The organism is Streptomyces sp. NPDC002734, from assembly GCF_040295685.1.
Taxonomy (GTDB): Bacteria; Actinomycetota; Actinomycetes; order Streptomycetales; family Streptomycetaceae; genus Streptomyces.
On sequence record NZ_JBEOVU010000009.1, the window covers coordinates 49,180 to 66,108 of the forward strand.

Below are 16,929 nucleotides of genomic sequence, written 5' to 3' on the forward strand. Positions count from 1 at the left end.
TGGCGCGTCGGCGCCGGGCCGCCGGTCACGTCGGTCAGAACCAGTGCAGGCAGTGCGGCGTGCGTTCGGCGCGGAAGAGCGCGTCGGCGAGCTCGGGGGCGCCCGGACGGTGGGCCCTGATGTGCCCGGCCCGCACCAACGTGCTCGGCAGGGTCCCGCCGAGGTAGACCGAGCCCAGGTCGCTGACGTCCAGCGAGAGGTCGGGCTCCTGGTCGGTCGGGGCGCAGTCGGCCTTCCCGTCCTGGACGGTCAGCCGGTACCGGCCGTGCTCACCGAGCCAGGGGTCGTCGACCTCGAGGACGAGTTCGCCTTCCTCCGACCAGCCCCGGGCGGTCAGGGCGCGCGGGATGTCGAGCAGCCGCACCCACAGCCAGTCCGTGCTGTCGCCCAGCTCGCCGGCCCGGTAGTCGGTGAGCTGCCAGCGCAGCGGATGACCGGGCGGAAGGTGCTTGAAAACCACCTTCCCGACCAGGTCGTGCTCGAGCAGGAACCGGGCCAGGGCGGTGAAGGCGGCGTCGTCGACGGTGATCGTCTCGTCCACCGTCAAGGTCCTCTCCTTGTCGACGGAGTAGCTGGCGTACCCGTCGGCCACGCCGTCGGCGTCACGGTGGACGGCGATGTACCGCGGGGCCCGTGCGATCGGCGGCTGGCCCGCACCCAGGCTCCACCAACGGTGCGGGCGCGACAGCGCGCCGGGCTGCGTGCGGCGGTACCGGTCGTAGACCTCCTCCAGGAGGCCGCCGCACTCGGCCCGCCGCAGCACCTCGACCGAACCGGTGCGGGCCGCGGACCCGTCGGCGGCCTCCCCCGCGCGCGGCCGTGCGAGTGCCGCCCGGTGGCGGTCGACCGTCATCCTCTGCGTGTAGGTCGCCGGGCCGTAGCCGAAGCGCCGGTAGATCACCGCCTCCGAGGACAGCAGCACCGACAGGATCTCGCCCTGTTCACGCAGGTCGGCGAGCTGGCGCCGCATCATGGCGCTGAGCAGGCCCTGCCGTCGGTGCGTGGGCAGGACGCCGACCGCGGTCACCCCGGGCGCCGGGACCACGGCGCCGCCCGGCAGCGTGAGGTCGAAGGAGTACGCGCCGACCGTGCCGACGGGCCGCCCGTCCTCCGTGACGGCGAGCAACGAGCGGTCCATCTCGAACGCCGACCACCACGCTCCCTCACCCTCCGCCGGAGTCTCGCGTTCCATGGCGAACGCGGTGTGGGCCGTGTCGACGAAGACGTCGAAGTCCTGCTCGGTCGTGGAACGGATTTCCATCGCTGGCTGTGCCTCCCCGGTGTCCGGCGCCACGGCGGTGTGGGCCCGCCACAGTGCAACGTGACGACAGGTCCAGGTCAAACCATTTACCGCCGGGCCGGAACACGGTCGCCCCGGCCCGACCAGGTCTGATGCACTGAGGTCATGACGACACCTCAGGATGAGAACGCCCTGCTGCCCGCCACCCGGCGCGCCCTGCTGCACCGCATCGCGGTCGCCCAGTCCGAGGGACGCACGCCGTCGCTCACCGCGGCGGTCGCCCGGGGCGGCGAGATCGTGTGGACCGGGGCGCGGACCTCGGTGGACGGGCACGCACCCGACGGCGACGTCCAGTACCGGATCGGGTCGATCACCAAGACCTTCGTCGCCGTCCTGGTGATGCGGCTGCGCGACGAGGGGCGGCTCTCGCTCCAGGACCCCCTGGAGAAGCACCTTCCCGGAACGTCGGCGGGCGAGGCCACCATCGCCCAGTTGCTGGCCCACACCGCGGGCCTGGCCGCCGAGTCGCCCGCGCCGTGGTGGGAGCGGACACCGGGCTCGCTGCGCCCCGAACTGGCCGACGTGCTCGGCGACAACCCCGGACTCCATCCGGGCGGGCGCAGGTTCCACTACTCCAACCCCGGCTACACGCTGCTGGGCGCGCTGGTGGAGGAGCTGCGGCAGGAACCGTGGGACCAGGTGCTGCGCCGAGAGGTGCTGGAACCGCTCGGTCTGCACCGCACCGGCCCGGACCCGGTGGCCCCGTCCGCCGGCGGCTGGGCCGTCCATCCGTGGGCCGACGTCCTGCTCCCCGAACAGGTCGAGGACCTGGGCCGGATGGCGCCCGCGGGGCAGCTCTGGTCGACCACCACCGACCTGGCACGCTTCGCCGTCTTCCTGGCCCACGGTGACGACCGGGTGCTGAGCGCGGCCTCGCTGGCCGAGATGCGGACCCCCGCCGCGCCGCCGGAGCCGGGCGACCTGGCGTCCGGGTACGGCTACGGGCTGGGCATGCAGATCCAGTACTGGGGCGAACGTCAGGTGGTCGGCCACTCCGGCTCGGTCCCCGGCTACCTGGCCAACCTGTCCCTGTCCGTCGCGGACGACGTGGCCGCGGTGGTGCTGGTCAACAGCACCTCCGGGGTCCCCATCTCGACGCTGGGCGCCGACCTGGTGCGCATCGTCGCGGAGGCGGAGCCCCGCATCCCCGAGCCGTGGCGCCCCCTGCCGGACGTCGATCCGGAGACGCTGGCGCTGACCGGTCCCTGGTACTGGGGGACCCAGGCCTTCGTCCTGCGCCTGACCCCGGACGGCGGCGTCTCACTCGATCCGCTGGCGGCCAACGGCCCCCGCAGGTCGCGCTTCCGGGCGGCCGGGGACGGTGCTTGGACCGGCCTGGAGGGCTACTACGCGGGGGAGACCCTGCGGGCGGTCCGGCGTTCCGACGGGACCGTGAGCCACCTGGACCTCGGGTCGTTCGTCTTCACCCGCATCCCCTACGACCCCGCCGCCCCCGTCCCGGGTGGCGTGGACGAGGGCGGCTGGCGCGGGCTGAAGCAGGAGGGCTGACCGTCTTCCCGGGCCATGACCGGCCCGGGAAGGCCACCCGGCCCGGCGTTCACAGCTGGAGCTTGAAGCCGAGGTGGGAGGCGGTGAAGCCGAGACGCTCGTAGAACCTGCGGGCGTCGGTCCGGGTGGCGTCGGAGGTCAGCTGCACCAGCCCGCACCCCTGCCGCCCGGACTCCTCGATCGCCCACCGGACGAGCTGCGTGCCCAGCCCGCTGCCGCGCTCGTCGGAGTGGATCCGCACGCCCTCGATGACCGACCGGGTGGTGCCGCGGCGCGAGAGGCCGGGGATCACGGTCAGCTGGAGGGTCCCGACGACCGTGCCGGAACGCTCGGCCACCATCAGGTGCTGGTGGGGGTCCGCCGCCAGCCGCTCGAAGGCCACCAGGTAGGGGTCCAGGTCGTCAGGGGTCTCGCGGAGCGCACCCAGGGGGTCGTCCGCGTACAGGGCGACGAGGGCGGGTACGTCGCCCACCTGGGCAGGGCGTATCGAAAGATCACTCATGCCCGCACCCTAGGGCCTGTCCGCGGTGCGGAGCCCTGCCCCACCAGATCGGCGGTGTGCGGTTCACACCAGATCGGCGGCGTGCAACGCGCGGACGCCCTCGATGTTGCCGTCCAGGTAGTGCCGCAGGGAGAGCGGTACGAGATGGACGGAGGCGATCCCGACGCGGGTGAAGGGCACGCGCACGATCTCGTACTCCCCGGCAGGTTCCTCCACCTCGGGACCGTGACGGAGGGAGGGATCCATCGACTCCAGCCGGCAGACGAAGAAGTGCTGGATCTTGACGCCGGTGGACGCCTCGTCGGGGCCGATGTGCTCCACGGTGTCCACGAAGCAGGGAATGACGCCGGAGATCTTGGCGCCGAGTTCTTCGTGCACCTCGCGGTGCAGCGCCTCGACGACCGTGGCGTCCTCGGGCTCCACGCCGCCGCCCGGGGTGACCCAATAGGGGTCGACACCGGGCTTGGTGCGCTTGATCAGGATGAGGTCGTCACCGTCCAGGAGGACGGCTCGGGCGGTGCGCTTGACCACGGGGCGGACGGTCATGGGGGAAATCTGGCCCGCGATGTTCCACGTGAAACATCGCCCGGGGCCATTCGCCGGTGAGCCGCGCTCTCAGGACCACGCGGCGGCGGCCTGCTGCAGGAGCTCCCGTGCCCGGCCGATGTGCGGAAGGCCGAGTGTGCCGCTGCGCGTCACCAGGAAGTACGTCCGCAACGGAGAGACATCGGGTTCGTACGGGACGACCAGCGAGCCCCGCTCCAGGGCGGTGGCGCACAGGTAACGCGGCAGGACGGCGAGGCCGGCGCCCCGCTCGGCGCAGGCGAGGACCGCCCGCAGGTCCGGTACCACCACGGCTCCCGAGGCCGCGGCGGGGACGGCGTCGAAGACCGCGGCCCAGTAACGCGAGACGAACGGCAGCGACTCGTGCACCTCGACCACGGGGAGCAGGTCCAGCCGGGCCAGGAGCTCCGCAGGCCGGTGCCGGCGGCCGGAGCCCGCCCCGGCCACCAGTCCCGGGGCCGCCACCAGGACGTGCTCCTCGTCGCACAGCGGGATGGAGTGCAGCAGCGAACCGCGTGGGCGGGCCGTGGTGACGGAGAGGTCGTAGTGTCCGGCAGCCAGCCCTTCCAGGACCTCCTCGTCGTTGCCGAAGGAGGCGCGCAGCGGCGGTGCCAGGCCGTTGTCGTCGGTGAGGCCCACCAGGGCGGGCAGGACGCGCTCGGCCAGGAACTCCGGAGGTCCCGACAGGTGGAGGGTGCGCGGTGCGCCGTCGTCGCCTCCGGCCTCGGCTATCTCCACCAGCGCGTCCAGGTGCGGAGCGGCCCGGTGGGCCAGCTCGTCGCCGATGCTGGTGGGCACGACCCCGCGTGCCCTTCTCAGGAAGAGCGGGCGGCCGAGCTGGCGCTCCAGCGTGCGGATCTGGGAGGTGACAGCGGGCTGGGAGAGGCCGAGCAGAGCGGCGGCGCGGGTGAAGGACCCGGCTCGGTGCACCGCCACGAAGGTGCGGAGCAAGGCCAGATCCATGGACGCCCCCTCGGCTTCCCCGGGCGGTACCGGCCGCCGTCGGCGGCCCGTCGGCCGCGTCCCACTATAAATATGTCGATACGACCCTGTCGCTCCCGTGATTGGACACTGACACAGAGTCAACTAGCCTTGGTCGCGCGGTGCGACCGGGTGGTCGCACGGTGGGCAGGAGGCCAGGTCCGAGCCACGAGGGGGGAGGCTCGGGCCGGGCCCTTCGCGCTCCGGGGGCGGTGCCCAACCGCACCGCCCCGGACCGCACCGCCCCCGACCGCACTGCCCCGGCCGCGTCGTCGCGGCTGCGTGTCGCCGAGGGACGGGCACAGTTCCCGGTCAGTGTCCGGCGGTCGTGCCCGCCGCCTTGTCGAGGGCCCGCAGCACGTCCGCCAGCAGGTCGTCCGGGTCCTCGGCGCCCACCGAGAGGCGGATGAAGCCCTCCGGCACCGCGTCCCCGCCCCAGCGGCCCCGCCGCTCGGCGCTGGAGCGCACCCCGCCGAAGCTGGTCGCCTCGTCGACGAGACGCAGCGACTCCAGGAACCGCTCGGCGTGCTCGCGGCCGGGCAGGGTGAAGGAGACCACGCTGCCGAAGCGGCGCATCTGCCGCGAGGCCACGGCGTGGGACGGGTCGTCCGGGAGGCCGGGATAGCGCAGGTCGCCCACCTCGGGCCGGTCCTTGAGGGCCCGGGCCAGGGTGAGGGCGGTGGCGGCCTGCCGGTCCACCCGCATCTGCAGGGTGGAGATCGAGCGGTGGGCCAGCCAGGCCTCCATCGGCCCCGCGATCACTCCGGCGATCTTCCGCCAGCGTCGTACCGCGTCCATTGCCTTGCCGCGGGCACCGGTCACATAGCCGAGCAGCACGTCGCCGTGGCCGGTCAGTTGCTTGGTCCCGCTGGCCACCGAGAAGTCGGCGCCCAGTTCCAGCGGCCGCTGGCCGAGCGGGGTGGCCAGCGTGTTGTCGACGGCGACCAGGATGCCCCGGGAGTGCGCCTCCTCGGCGAGCCGGCGCACGTCGCAGACGTCCAGGCCGGGGTTGGAGGGCGTCTCGATCCACAGCAGCCGGGCGCCGTCGAGCACCTCGAGCTGCGCGTCGCCACCGGTCGGGGCGGTGCGGACCTCGACGCCGAAGGCCTCGAGCTGGGCCCGGACCAGGGGGAACACCTGGTAGCCGTCGCTGGGCAGGACCACCGTGTCGCCGGAGCGCAGCTGGGAGAAGAGCACCGCGGAGATCGCACCCATGCCGGAGGGGAAGACCAGCGTCTCCACGTCCTCCCGGCCGGGAGCCTCGAGCTCGCCGATGGCGTTCTCCAGCAGGGTCCAGGTGGGGTTCTCGTCCCGGCCGTAGGTGTACGGACCGGTGGGTTCGCCCGGCAGGTGGAAGTGGGCGGCGAACACCGGGCCGGGGAGGGTCGGCTCGTACTTCACCGGTTCCGGCAGGCCGGCGCGGACCGCCCGGGTGCCGTCACCGGTCGTGGGGTGCGTCGTGCCCGTGCCGTCGGCCTCGGCGCCCTGTCCTGGGGTGTGCGCGGCGGAGTCGTTCATACGGCCCGTCCTTCCTGGTGCTCACGTCCGGTGGCGGCCGGCAGGCTCGCCACCCCCACTGTCTCAGGGCGGTCGGCCGGCCGGACGGACGGGTGGCTGAACAGGCAGGTCAGGGACGTGGCGTCGTCTCACCAGGCGGACAGGACGCGATCTGCGGCGGGCCGGGACGCCCAGGCGACGCGGGAAGGCCCAGGCCGCGCTGTGGCGGCCTGGGTCGTCCGGAGCGCGGTCAGTCGTCCTCGGGGAGGATCAGGTTGAGGGCCCAGGAGACCACCGAGATGACCAGACCGCCCAGGACCGCGGTCCAGAACCCCTCGACGTGGAAGCTCAGGTCGAGCTTCCCGGCGATCCAGGAGGTGAGCAGCAGCATCAGGGCGTTGACCACCAGCGTGATCAGACCGAGGGTGAGGATGAAGAGCGGGAGCGTCAGCAGCTTGACGACCGGCTTCACCAGCAGGTTGACCAGGCCGAAGATCAGGGCCACCAGGATCAGCGTCCAGGCCTTCTTGCCGGTGCTTCCGCCCTCGAGGCTGATGTCGTCGATCAGCCACACGGCCACCGCCAGGGCTCCCGCGTTGGCGAGCGTCTTGACTAGGAAATTCATCATGTATCTGATCGTGGCAGAAGAGATCGATAGTGGTCCTGGACTCAAGGGGCGAGCGGGGCGATGAAAGCATTCCGGCTGGACGAACTCGAGGCCGAACGGGCCGCCAACGACGGCGCGTATCTGCAGTTCCTGCGCGAACGGCACATGTCGGTCGGGCTCTACGCGCTGGACGCCGGCACGCAGGATCCGCAGCAGCCGCACCACCAGGACGAGGTGTACTTCGTGGTGAGCGGACGCGGCTGGCTCACCGTGGGGACCGAGACCACCGAGGTGGCGCGCGGCAGCGTGGTCTACGTGCCGGCCGGGGTCCCGCACAAGTTCCACCACATCAGTGAGGACCTCAGGGTGATGGTCGTCTTCTCCCCGCCGGAGGGGTGACGGAGGGCTCCGGCCGAGGGTCGCGGGGCCGCGTCCCCTAGGGGTGCGGTCAGGGGGGAACGGGGGTGCCCGGAGCCCCTGCCGGCCCCTTCGCGCGCCTAGCATCGATGATGTGGCGCCCGAGACGCGGCGCCCGACTCGCAGAGGGAAAAGGGGCTGGGCGATGCGTGAGATCCTCGCGGACGTGCCGTGGTGGGTGAAGTGGGTGGCGATCCCGGTGATCGCGCTGGTGGTCTTCGGCGGCTTTCTGCTGAGCCTGCTCGGCTTCCTGGTGCACCTGCTGTTCAAGGTGCTGCTGTTCGTGGCGCTGGTGGGAGGTCTGATCTTCCTGGTGCGGAAGTTCACCGGCTCCTCCTCCTCGTCCTCCGACGGGAAGTGGTAGAGCGCGCCCGGCGCGCAAGGGGCGGATCCCTCGTGAGAGGGAAGCTTCGCCCGCGGGGTGTATGCGGCAGGTGACGGACCGTTAGAGTCCGGAACTCGACGTGGGGGAGCCAGAGCCCCCGCGGGCGGCCTGCACATCCCCCGTGTTTCCCCGGCACGGGCAGCCCCTCGCGCTCCGGGAGTGACCCTTGGCCACGGCCGACACCGCGTCCGCCTCGCGACGCGCCCCATCGGTGCCAGTCCAGCCCACCCAGGCGGGCCACCTGCCCGCCGGCTCCGCGAAGGGGGGCCCGGGCAGAGGCGGAGCGGCCGAGGGCGCCGGAAGACCGCGCCAGGGCCAGCCGGCGACGCTGATCGGATCGGTCCAGCGGGCGATGCGCCTGCTGGAGACCGTGGCCGCACACGAGCAGGGCGCACCGGCGAAACAACTGGCCCGGCAGGCGGGGCTCGCGCTGCCGACCACGTACCACCTGCTGCGCACCCTCGTGCACGAGGGCTATCTGCGGCGAGACAGCGGCCTCTTCCACCTCGGGGACGCCGCCGAGCGGCTGAGCCGCAGACTGGCCCGGCAGAGACGTCGCGGCGCGGTCACCGAGGCGTTGGCCCACTGGCACGACGCCGTGGGAGCCCCGCTGTACTGCGCGCGCTACCGCGACGGGGAGATCGAGGTCGTCGGCGTCGCGGACTCCGAGGAGAGCCCGGCGGTCGACGAGTGGGCCGACTTCCGGGCCACCGGGCACGCGCACGCCATCGGGCAGTGCCTGCTCTCCCAGCTGGACGAGGACGCCCGCCGGGACCACCTGGCCCGCTACCCGGTGCAGCGGCTGACCCCGTACACCGTCGAGGACGAGCGCGTCCTGCTGCGGCGTTTGGCGGCCTGCCGCCATGGGGAGCCAGTGATCGAGCGTCAGGAGTACGTCCTGGGCACGGTGTGCGCGGCGATCCCCATCCGGATCGGCACGCTCGTCGCCACGGTGGCCGTCTCCCTCCCCGCCCAGCAGGCCGACGGCCTGCTCCCGGCGGCCCGCCGGCTGCAGGCCGAGATCGGGCGCCAACCCGGTGTCCTGGCCCTGTCTTTCAGTATCTGAAAAATCACTCCTTGTGATTCGCCGTGTACGTTCAGCAAGATGGCGCGCAGGGTCAGCAGGATGAGTCCCGGACAACCCGAGGACAAAAGACGGGGTAGGCGATGCGCGAGTCGGTGCAGGCAGAGGTCATGATGAACTTTCTCGTCTCGGACGAGCTCTCGTTCCGCATTCCGGTCGAGCTGCGCTACGAGACCTCTGATCCGTTCGCCGTGCGACTGACCTTTCACCTTCCTGGTGACGCGCCGGTGACCTGGGCCTTCGGTCGGGAGCTGCTGATCGACGGGGTGGGGCGGCCCTGCGGGGACGGTGACGTGAGAGTGTCGCCGGCCGACCCCGACATGCTGGGCGAGGTGCTGATCCGTCTCCAGGTGGGCCGCGACCAGGCGCTGTTCCGCTCCGGCGCCGCTCCGCTGGTGGCGTTCCTGGACCGGACGGACAAGCTGGTGCCGCTCGGTCAGGAGGGCGCGCTGGCCGACTTCGACGCCCACCTCGACGAGGCGCTGGACCGCATCCTGGCCGAGGAACAGAGCGCCGGCTGACCTGCCCGCCGTGGTCGGCTCCGCTCCCCTGAAGGAACGCTTCGGCCCGGCGGTCGCTGCCCGGGCGGCCCTGACCCGCCTCCCGGGGGCCGGGAGCCCGCGCCGCACCTCCGACGCGGGTGTCACGCCCGGTGAGGTCAGCGGCGGCGGCGACGCCCGCGGTTGGCGCGGCTCCGCCCGGCCGTCTGCGGGGCGCCTCGGCCGTCGGGGCCGGGGCGGTCGGCGGCGACCACCAGGGCGGCCAGCGCGGTGGTCACCGGCACCGAGGCAACCAGGCCGATGGAACCGACCAAGGTGCGCACGATCTCCTGGGCGACCAGCTCGCTGTTGGCGACGGAGCCCACGCTGCTCTGGGCGATCGAGAAGAGCAGCAGCAGCGGCAGCGCGGCGCCCGCGTAGGCGAGCACCAGGGTGTTGACCACCGAGGCGATGTGGTCCCGGCCGATGCGCAGACCGGCGCGGTAGAGGCCGCGCGGGCCCAGCGAGGGGTTGGCCTCGTGGAGCTCCCAGACCGCCGAGGTCTGGGTGACGGTCACGTCGTCCAGGACGCCCAGCGAGCCGATGATGATCCCGGCCAGCAGCAGGCCGCTCATGTCGATCTGCGGATACAGGCCGTGGATCAGGCCGGTGTTGTCGTCGGTGTTGCCGGTCAGGACGGCCCAGTCGATGAACACCGAGCCCAGGACGCCGATCAGCAGCAGCGACACCAGGGTGCCCAGGACCGCCACCGAGGTCCTGGCCGACAGGCCGTGGCACAGGTAGAGCGCGATCAGCATGATGGCGCTGGATCCGACCACCGCGACCACCAACGGGTTCGAACCCTGGAGGATGGCGGGCAGGATGAACAGGGTGAGGACCAGGAAGCTCACCGCCAGCGCGATCAGCGCCATCAGGCCCCGCAGCCGGCCCACGACCACCACGGCCACCGCGAAGATGCCCGCCAGCAGGGCGAGCGGGAACTTCCGGTTCATGTCCATGACCGAGTACTGCAGTTCCTTCGGCGCGGACGGCTCGTAGGCGGCGATCACCGAGTCGCCCTCGGCCAACTGCCGGGACTGGTCCTTCTGGACCAGTTCGGTGAAGGTGCGGCCCTTGTCCTTCCCGGTGTCGATCCGCACCGTGGCCAGGGAGCACTCCTGGTCCTTCTTGCTCTGCTGTCCGCAGGAGGTCTTCTCCACGCGGGTGACGGTGGCCTGCTCGGTGTGCCGGTCGAAACCCACGCCGGAGCGCTCGTGGCCGGGCGCCCCGCCGGGCCACAGGACCAGCAGACCGACGGCGACGGCGGCGGCGAACGGCACCAGGACGGCGGTGATGATCCTCCGCAGCCGGCGGGAGGCCGGTGCGGCCGGCCCGTGCGCGTGACTGTGCCCGTGTCCCCCGCCGGAGCCGTGGCCGCCACCGGAACCCTGTCCCCCGCCGGAACCGGGTCCCCCGCCGGAGCCGTGCCCGTGCCCGTGGCCGGACCCGGATCCTCCGGCGGAGCCTGGTCCGTGGCTGTGGCTGTGGCTGTGGCTGTGGCCGTGTGCGGCGGCGTCGTCCCCCGAGCCGTGCCCGTCGCCGGAGCCCTGTCCCGCCGCGGCGCCGTACCCGCCACCTGGCCCTTCGGCGTACCCGCGGTCCGATCCGGCGCCGTACCCGCTACCCGGCCCGGGTCCCCGTCCCGGCCCCGTACCGGGAGCGGATCCGCGGCCGGGCGGAGGGCCGTAGCCGGGTGGCGGACCGTAGGCGGGACCGGGGCCATGACCGGATCCGGCGCCGTGCGCGTGACCGTGCGGCAGGCGAGGGCCGTTGGGGGAACGCGGCGGTTCGGGAGGCGGTTGCATGGTGCTCACGGACAGATCATCCCAAGAGTGACAGAGGCCTACTGTTCACCGCGCCCGGCGAGACGCTAGCGTGGGGTCACCTTTGCACACGCGGGAGCTCGGAGCACCGGGCTGAGAGGACGCTGACCTCCGCACCGCCCCCGGAACGGGGCGGGCGGACGATGTTTCACGGGAAACATCGTCACGGAGACCGCTGCGTCGACCGCCGAACCTGTTACCGGGTAATGCCGGCGTAGGGAGTAGGTCTCATGACCGACAAGGACGCACGCACGCCTGCTCGTTGGCACAAGAGCTATGTCGAGGGCTCGCGCTCCGACATTCGCGTGCCGATGCGGCAGGTCCACCTCACCAATGGCCGTTCGGTGTCGCTGTACGACACCTCCGGCCCGTACACCGACCCCGAGGCGGCCACCGACGTCCGCCGGGGCCTGCCGTCACTGCGGCAGAACTGGATCGTCGCCCGGGGGGACACCGAGGAGTATCCCGGCCGTCCGGTCCGGCCCGAGGACGACGGAATCCGCCACACCTTGCCGCGCGGCGGGCTGCGGAACCTGGACGCGGTGTTCCCCGGTGCGCCGCGGCTTCCGCGTCGCGGCCGGGACGGCCGTCCGGTCACCCAGCTCGCCTACGCGCAGCGCGGCGAGATCACGCCGGAGATGGAGTTCGTCGCCCTCCGGGAGAACGTCGCCCCCGAAGTGGTGCGCGAGGAGATCGCGGCGGGCCGGGCGGTGCTGCCCGCCAACGTGAACCACCCGGAGATCGAGCCGATGATCATCGGCAAGCGGTTCCTGGTGAAGGTCAACGCCAACATCGGCAACTCCGCGGTGACCTCCTCCATCGAGGAGGAGGTGGAGAAGATGACCTGGGCGACCCGCTGGGGCGCCGACACGGTCATGGACCTCTCCACGGGCCGCAACATCCACACCACGCGGGAGTGGGTGCTGCGCAACTCGCCCGTCCCGATCGGCACCGTGCCGCTCTACCAGGCGCTGGAGAAGGTGGAAGGCCGGGCCGAGGAGCTGACCTGGGAGATCTACCGGGACACGGTGATCGAACAGGCCGAGCAGGGCGTGGACTACATGACGGTGCACGCCGGGGTCCGGCTGGCCTACGTGCCGCTGACGGCCGGTCGCAAGACGGGCATCGTCTCGCGCGGCGGGTCCATCATGGCCGCCTGGTGCCTGGCCCACCACCGGGAGAGCTTCCTCTACGAGCATTTCGAGGAGCTGAGCGAGATCCTCGCCGCGTACGACGTCACCTACTCGTTGGGCGACGGCCTGCGTCCGGGATCGATCGCCGACGCCAACGACGAGGCGCAGTTCGCCGAGTTGCGCACCCTCGGGGAACTCGGCCGCATCGCCAGGCGGTGCGGTGTGCAGACGATGATCGAGGGCCCGGGACACGTCCCGATGCACAAGATCAAGGAGAACATCGACCTCCAGCAGGAGATCTGCGACGAGGCGCCGTTCTACACCCTGGGCCCGCTGACCACGGACATCGCTCCGGGCTACGACCACATCACCTCCGGGATCGGCGCGGCGATGATCGCCTGGTGGGGCACGGCGATGCTCTGCTACGTGACGCCCAAGGAGCACCTGGGCCTTCCCGACCGCGACGACGTCAAGACGGGAGTGATCACCTACAAGATCGCCGCCCACGCCGCGGACCTGGCCAAGGGACACCCGGGCGCCCAGGAATGGGACGACGCGCTCTCCGACGCCCGGTTCGAGTTCCGGTGGGAGGACCAGTTCGACCTCTCCCTGGACCCGGTCACGGCACGGGAGTTCCACGACGAGACGCTCCCCGCGGAGCCGGCGAAGACGGCGCACTTCTGCTCCATGTGCGGGCCGAAGTTCTGCTCGATGCGGATCAGCCGGGACATCAACGAGCGGTTCGGCGGTGACGCGGCGGCGGGTTCGCCGGAGGAGATCGCCGAGGGGATGCTGCAGAAGTCCAAGGAGTTCGCGGCACGCGGCAACCGGGTCTACCTGCCGCTGGTGGACTGACTCGGCGTCCGGAACCGCGAGCCGGGCCCGCGACCCACGGGGGAGTCGCGGGCCCGGCTCGATCCGTCATGCGGCGACGCGACCGTGGGTGCTCCGCCATGATGCGTCGATGACGTACGGCGTACGTCCGCCGACGGAGGGGGAACGATGGGCAACACGGATGTGGTGCGGTGGAAGTCGACCGGCGAGGTGCGGTCGTTGGTGTGGGAGGGGGACGACCTCGTCGACAGAGCGGACGGGGTACGGCGCTGGACGTCCGACGGCGTCGAGCACCCCTCAGGATGCGTGTACGCGTACCCCTTCGACCGGGCCGTCGTCTCGCCGTCCGGCCGGTACACCGTCGCATACACCGAGCGGGGGACGAAGGCGCTGCTCCTCGACGGAGAGCGGATCGTCCGTGAGCTCAACAGGAGCTACTACCACGCCGAGGACTTCGACTACCCGGTGGCGCTGGGCGCGCTCTCCGACGGTCGGGAGGTGCTGGCGCACTGTCCCGAAGCCTATGAGGTCATCGAAGTCGAGGACGCGGCAACGGGTGAGCGGCTCACTCATGGCGAGCGGACGCCGACCGACATCTTCCATTCCAGGCTCGCCATGAGCCCCGACGGCAAACACCTCCTCTCGGCCGGCTGGCTGTGGAGTCCTTTCGGCATTGCCCAGGTGTACGACCTTGAACGGGCACTGGCCGAGCCGGCCGTGCTCGACGACGAGGGCCTCCTGCCGTGGGGCGGGTTGAACGCCGAAATCGACGCCGCCTGCTGGCTCGACGGCGATCGCCTGGCGGTGGCGACGGGTGAGGACGCGGCCGACGATGACGACGAGGGCGACCCGGCAACGATGGGGCCCAGGGAGTTGGGCATATGGTCGTTGTCGGAGCGGAGATGGCTGCACAGGCACCGGCTTGAGCTTCCGATGGGCACACTCGTCGGGCACGGTGATCGCGTCATCGTGCTGTGCGAGTACCCGCGGCTGATCGACGTGGCCACTGGAGCCGTGCTGGCGGAGTGGCCGGAGGTCGGCGTCTCACCGCGCGTCGGCAGCTACGGGGTGAACCACGTACCGACTCCCGTCGCCGCACTTCATCCGGACGGCAGCCGTCTGGCGGTGGCCCAGCCGGACGCAATTGCGATCCTTGCGCTTCCTTAGCCGGCTGGCGTGTCCGTCCCCGGAGGAGATCGCCCCCGGTGCGGCGGCGTGTCACGCCGGCCGGGCGCCTGTGCGCGCCCGGCCGGCGTGGCCGCGTCACCTCAGGGGTTGCGGCGGTCCCGGCTGGAGAAGTCGGGGCTGCTGTAGCCCGGGCTGCTGAAGCGCGGGCTGGTCATCCGGCCCGGCTCCCGACGGGCACCGGGGTGGCCGTCCTGGTCACCCGGCGCGGGCAGCGGTCCGCCGGCCGGGGCGACCCGGGAGGCGGAGGCCGACGCCTTCTCCAGGAAGGGCTGGAGGCCGAGCTCGCGCAGAGCCTCCAGCCACTCCAGGCGGGCCCGCTCCAGGTCCGCGTCCTGCCGATGCCGGGGCTCCACGTGGTAGGCCCGGGCGCCGTTGCGCAGGGCGGTAATCAGCAGTCCGGCCGCGGCGGTCAGCAGGCCGCCCGCGGCCAGCGCCCCGAACACCCAGCCGGCGGTCAACAGGGTCCGCGCCATGGCCGGTTCCGGCGTGACCATCTTCAGCACGTAGCCGATCAGCAGCAGCACGACCGCCGACGCTCCCGCCAGCAGGGGAGCCAGGACGACGGCCACCGCGCCCGCGCCGGGACCGGAGGCGTCGGCCTCCCGCGCAACGGCGTTCTCCGCGGTGTCGGATTCCGGCTCCCCGGCCGGGTCGGCCAGACGCCGCAGGCCGTCACGGAGGTCGAGGTAGTGGCCGTACTCGACGGCCGCCGCCTGGGCGATCTCGTCGGCGCAGGCCAGGGCGTGCGTGCGCAGCTGCTCGGTGTTCGGCCGCCCGGTGAGAACCGCCGGGTCACTCTCGCGCGGGGTCGAGCGCAGAACCTCGTCCAGGGCTCGCTCGAAATCGGGGCGGTCCTCGTTCCGCAGGTGCTGCGGGTGGCTGGTCATGTGCATCCCCCGATGCTCCGTAGGGCTGTGGCTCGGCATGCCGACGAGCCGTCTGGCTGGGACGGAGGGGAGCCTGCTACGGATAGTCCGATGGTAGTGCCGTGGCGGCGGGTGATGACAAGGGGAATTCCGGGAGTTTCCCGGTTTCCTGCCGGATCCGCGCCGGATCCGGCAGGAAATGCGACGTATGAACTCCCGTGATGTGCTTGGGAGTTGATCACTGCGCGTGATCAGGCGCAGGGGAAGGCGCCGGATGCGGCGACGGGTGCGCCCGGGTCAGGCGACGGGCAGGCGCCGCACCAGGAGGGTGCCGGCCATGGTGACGCCGCCGTCCATGGCGACGGCCAGGCCGTCGGCGTAGATGTGCGGCCCGTCGATCGGGGAGCGTCCCGAGCCCGACGCGCCGTCCTCCGAGCCCGCCTCGCCGGTGAGGTACGGGATCGGGCTGTGGCCGTGGACGATCCGGGTGCCGCCGTAGGCGTCGAGGAGCTCGCGGGCGGCGTCCACACCGCCGTCCCGGAAGGCGAACCGCTTGGTGAACTTGCGGAAGAGGTCCCACACCTCGTCCGGGTCGTTGCGGGTCAGCGTCTCCCGGACGGTGTCGTTGACCTCCTCGATGGAGGCGCCGAACTCCAGGTACGCGGTGGTGTCGGAGTGCACCAGCAGGTGCCCGTCGACCTCCTCCATGGCGGCGAGCCGCGACATCCACTGCAGGTGGTGGTCGCGCAGACGCTCCATGTCCGCCTTCTGACCGCCGTTGAGCAGCCAGGCGGCCTGGAAGGTGGCGGTGCCCGCGCTGGAGTTGACGGGCGTGTCGGCGTACCGCTTGGCGCCGAGCAGGAGGAGCTCGTGGTTGCCGAGCAGCGCCTTGCAGTAGCCGCCCGCGGCCGCGGCCTCGGCCGACAGCCGCATCACGAGGTCGATCACGCCGATCCCGTCGGGGCCCCGGTCGGTGAAGTCGCCGAGGAACCACAGCCGGGTGTTGCCGGCCGACCATTCGCCGTTCGCGTCGACGATGCCCTGCTCGTGCAGCGCGTCCAGGAGCTCGTCGAGGTAGCCGTGGACGTCGCCGACGACGTAGAGCGGGCCGGGGGCGGGCTGCCCCGCGGTCGTCGCCTCCGCGGGACCGGCGGCGGGGGACGGGATGAGCTGCAGCGTGTCGCTGCGGCGGATCACCGGGAGGTCCCGCTCGGTCGGGGTGTACTCGTCGGCGCGGTGACCGGGGATGTCCTCGGGCGGCACCGAACCGGGGTGCGGTTCCGCCGGGGGCTCGCTGTGCGCGGCGGAGGCCGGCGGCACGGGAGCGGGAGGGATCACCGCCGCTGTGTGCGGAACGGGTTCGTGGACGTATGCGGGCACCCGGAAGTCGCGCAGCGTCGCCGTACGCTCCACCTCGGGTCCCCGACCGGCCCCCTGAGTCATCGACCCCTCCACCATCGCGCCGCGTCTGCACCGCATCGGACTGCCTGGTGGCAGCGGCCCGCGGTGCCGTGCGCCCATCATAGGAACGCGGATCGTGCCGTGGGACGACCCAGGGGTGGTGAATCCTGCGGCACGAGGGGATGACGGGCGGGATTTCGGCCGAATCGCACGGTGTGCGCCGGTTGACGTCGCTCCGGCGACCGCCGTCCTGCCCCCTGCCGCCGTCCGCGCGCCCCTCGACCGGGTCCGTCCTCCCG

Annotated in this window: 16 protein-coding genes; 7 read left to right on the forward strand and 9 right to left on the reverse strand. The window is 72.1% G+C overall.

Annotated elements, in window-relative coordinates; genetic code table 11:
• Window positions 1-34: 34 nt before the first annotated feature.
• Window positions 35-1,261 carry a GNAT family N-acetyltransferase gene (locus ABT026_RS10495; RefSeq protein WP_351113768.1) on the reverse strand — a complete coding sequence of 409 codons (1,227 nt, stop codon included), beginning with the start codon at window positions 1,259-1,261 and terminating at the stop codon, window positions 35-37.
• Between the two features lie 144 nt (window positions 1,262-1,405).
• On the opposite strand from ABT026_RS10495, the gene ABT026_RS10500 reads away from it, so the two are divergent.
• Entirely contained in the window at window positions 1,406-2,809 is a 1,404-nt protein-coding gene (locus tag ABT026_RS10500; RefSeq protein ID WP_351113770.1) for a serine hydrolase domain-containing protein, read from the forward strand.
• Window positions 2,810-2,858: 49 nt separating this feature from the next.
• On the opposite strand, the gene ABT026_RS10505 is transcribed toward ABT026_RS10500, so the two are convergent.
• The 5 genes from ABT026_RS10505 to ABT026_RS10525 form a co-directional block, all read right to left on the reverse strand.
• A complete protein-coding gene (locus ABT026_RS10505; protein WP_351113771.1) occupies window positions 2,859-3,311 on the reverse strand; it encodes a GNAT family N-acetyltransferase in 453 nt (150 codons plus the stop codon).
• 63 nt (window positions 3,312-3,374) lie between these two features.
• Window positions 3,375-3,857 (reverse strand): NUDIX domain-containing protein, encoded by a 483-nt coding sequence (locus tag ABT026_RS10510; RefSeq protein ID WP_351113772.1) that lies wholly within the window; start codon window positions 3,855-3,857, stop codon window positions 3,375-3,377.
• Window positions 3,858-3,926: 69 nt separating this feature from the next.
• Complete coding sequence (locus ABT026_RS10515; protein ID WP_351113773.1) at window positions 3,927-4,838, reverse strand: LysR family transcriptional regulator; 912 nt, start codon at window positions 4,836-4,838, stop codon at window positions 3,927-3,929.
• A gap of 330 nt (window positions 4,839-5,168) precedes the next feature.
• Window positions 5,169-6,374 carry a cystathionine gamma-lyase gene (locus ABT026_RS10520; protein ID WP_351113774.1) on the reverse strand — a complete coding sequence of 402 codons (1,206 nt, stop codon included), beginning with the start codon at window positions 6,372-6,374 and terminating at the stop codon, window positions 5,169-5,171.
• Between the two features lie 229 nt (window positions 6,375-6,603).
• The gene (locus ABT026_RS10525; RefSeq protein ID WP_351113775.1) at window positions 6,604-6,981 is read right to left on the reverse strand and encodes a phage holin family protein; all 378 of its coding nucleotides are present in this window, start codon (window positions 6,979-6,981) and stop codon (window positions 6,604-6,606) included.
• 60 nt (window positions 6,982-7,041) lie between these two features.
• On the opposite strand from ABT026_RS10525, the gene ABT026_RS10530 reads away from it, so the two are divergent.
• The 4 genes from ABT026_RS10530 (at window position 7,042) to ABT026_RS10545 (ending at window position 9,367) form a co-directional block, all read left to right on the forward strand.
• Window positions 7,042-7,359: a cupin domain-containing protein gene (locus ABT026_RS10530; protein WP_351113776.1), complete on the forward strand. Its 318-nt coding sequence runs from the start codon at window positions 7,042-7,044 to the stop codon at window positions 7,357-7,359.
• Window positions 7,360-7,522: 163 nt separating this feature from the next.
• Entirely contained in the window at window positions 7,523-7,741 is a 219-nt protein-coding gene (locus ABT026_RS10535; protein ID WP_351113777.1) for a DUF5326 family protein, read from the forward strand.
• Window positions 7,742-7,973: 232 nt separating this feature from the next.
• Complete coding sequence (locus ABT026_RS10540; protein ID WP_502967945.1) at window positions 7,974-8,828, forward strand: IclR family transcriptional regulator; 855 nt, start codon at window positions 7,974-7,976, stop codon at window positions 8,826-8,828.
• 101 nt (window positions 8,829-8,929) lie between these two features.
• Window positions 8,930-9,367: an SsgA family sporulation/cell division regulator gene (locus ABT026_RS10545; protein WP_108956397.1), complete on the forward strand. Its 438-nt coding sequence runs from the start codon at window positions 8,930-8,932 to the stop codon at window positions 9,365-9,367.
• A gap of 137 nt (window positions 9,368-9,504) precedes the next feature.
• On the opposite strand, the gene ABT026_RS10550 is transcribed toward ABT026_RS10545, so the two are convergent.
• Window positions 9,505-11,145, reverse strand: a complete 1,641-nt coding sequence (locus ABT026_RS10550; RefSeq protein ID WP_502967949.1) for a YibE/F family protein — start codon at window positions 11,143-11,145, stop codon at window positions 9,505-9,507.
• Between the two features lie 293 nt (window positions 11,146-11,438).
• Here ABT026_RS10550 and thiC point away from each other — a divergent pair, with 293 nt between their 5' ends.
• Window positions 11,439-13,196: a phosphomethylpyrimidine synthase ThiC gene (gene thiC / locus ABT026_RS10555; protein WP_351113778.1), complete on the forward strand. Its 1,758-nt coding sequence runs from the start codon at window positions 11,439-11,441 to the stop codon at window positions 13,194-13,196.
• 147 nt (window positions 13,197-13,343) lie between these two features.
• Window positions 13,344-14,342, forward strand: coding sequence for a WD40 repeat domain-containing protein (locus ABT026_RS10560; protein WP_351113779.1), 999 nt, complete (start codon window positions 13,344-13,346; stop codon window positions 14,340-14,342).
• A 101-nt stretch (window positions 14,343-14,443) separates the two neighbouring features.
• Here the strand turns inward: ABT026_RS10560 and ABT026_RS10565 are convergent, their stop codons facing one another.
• Together ABT026_RS10565 and ABT026_RS10570 are read right to left on the reverse strand one after the other, a co-directional pair.
• On the reverse strand, window positions 14,444-15,256 hold the full coding sequence (locus ABT026_RS10565; protein ID WP_351113780.1) for a hypothetical protein: 813 nt from the start codon (window positions 15,254-15,256) through the stop codon (window positions 14,444-14,446).
• Window positions 15,257-15,526: 270 nt separating this feature from the next.
• Window positions 15,527-16,687, reverse strand: coding sequence for a metallophosphoesterase (locus ABT026_RS10570; RefSeq protein WP_351113889.1), 1,161 nt, complete (start codon window positions 16,685-16,687; stop codon window positions 15,527-15,529).
• Between the last annotated feature and the right edge of the window lie 242 nt (window positions 16,688-16,929).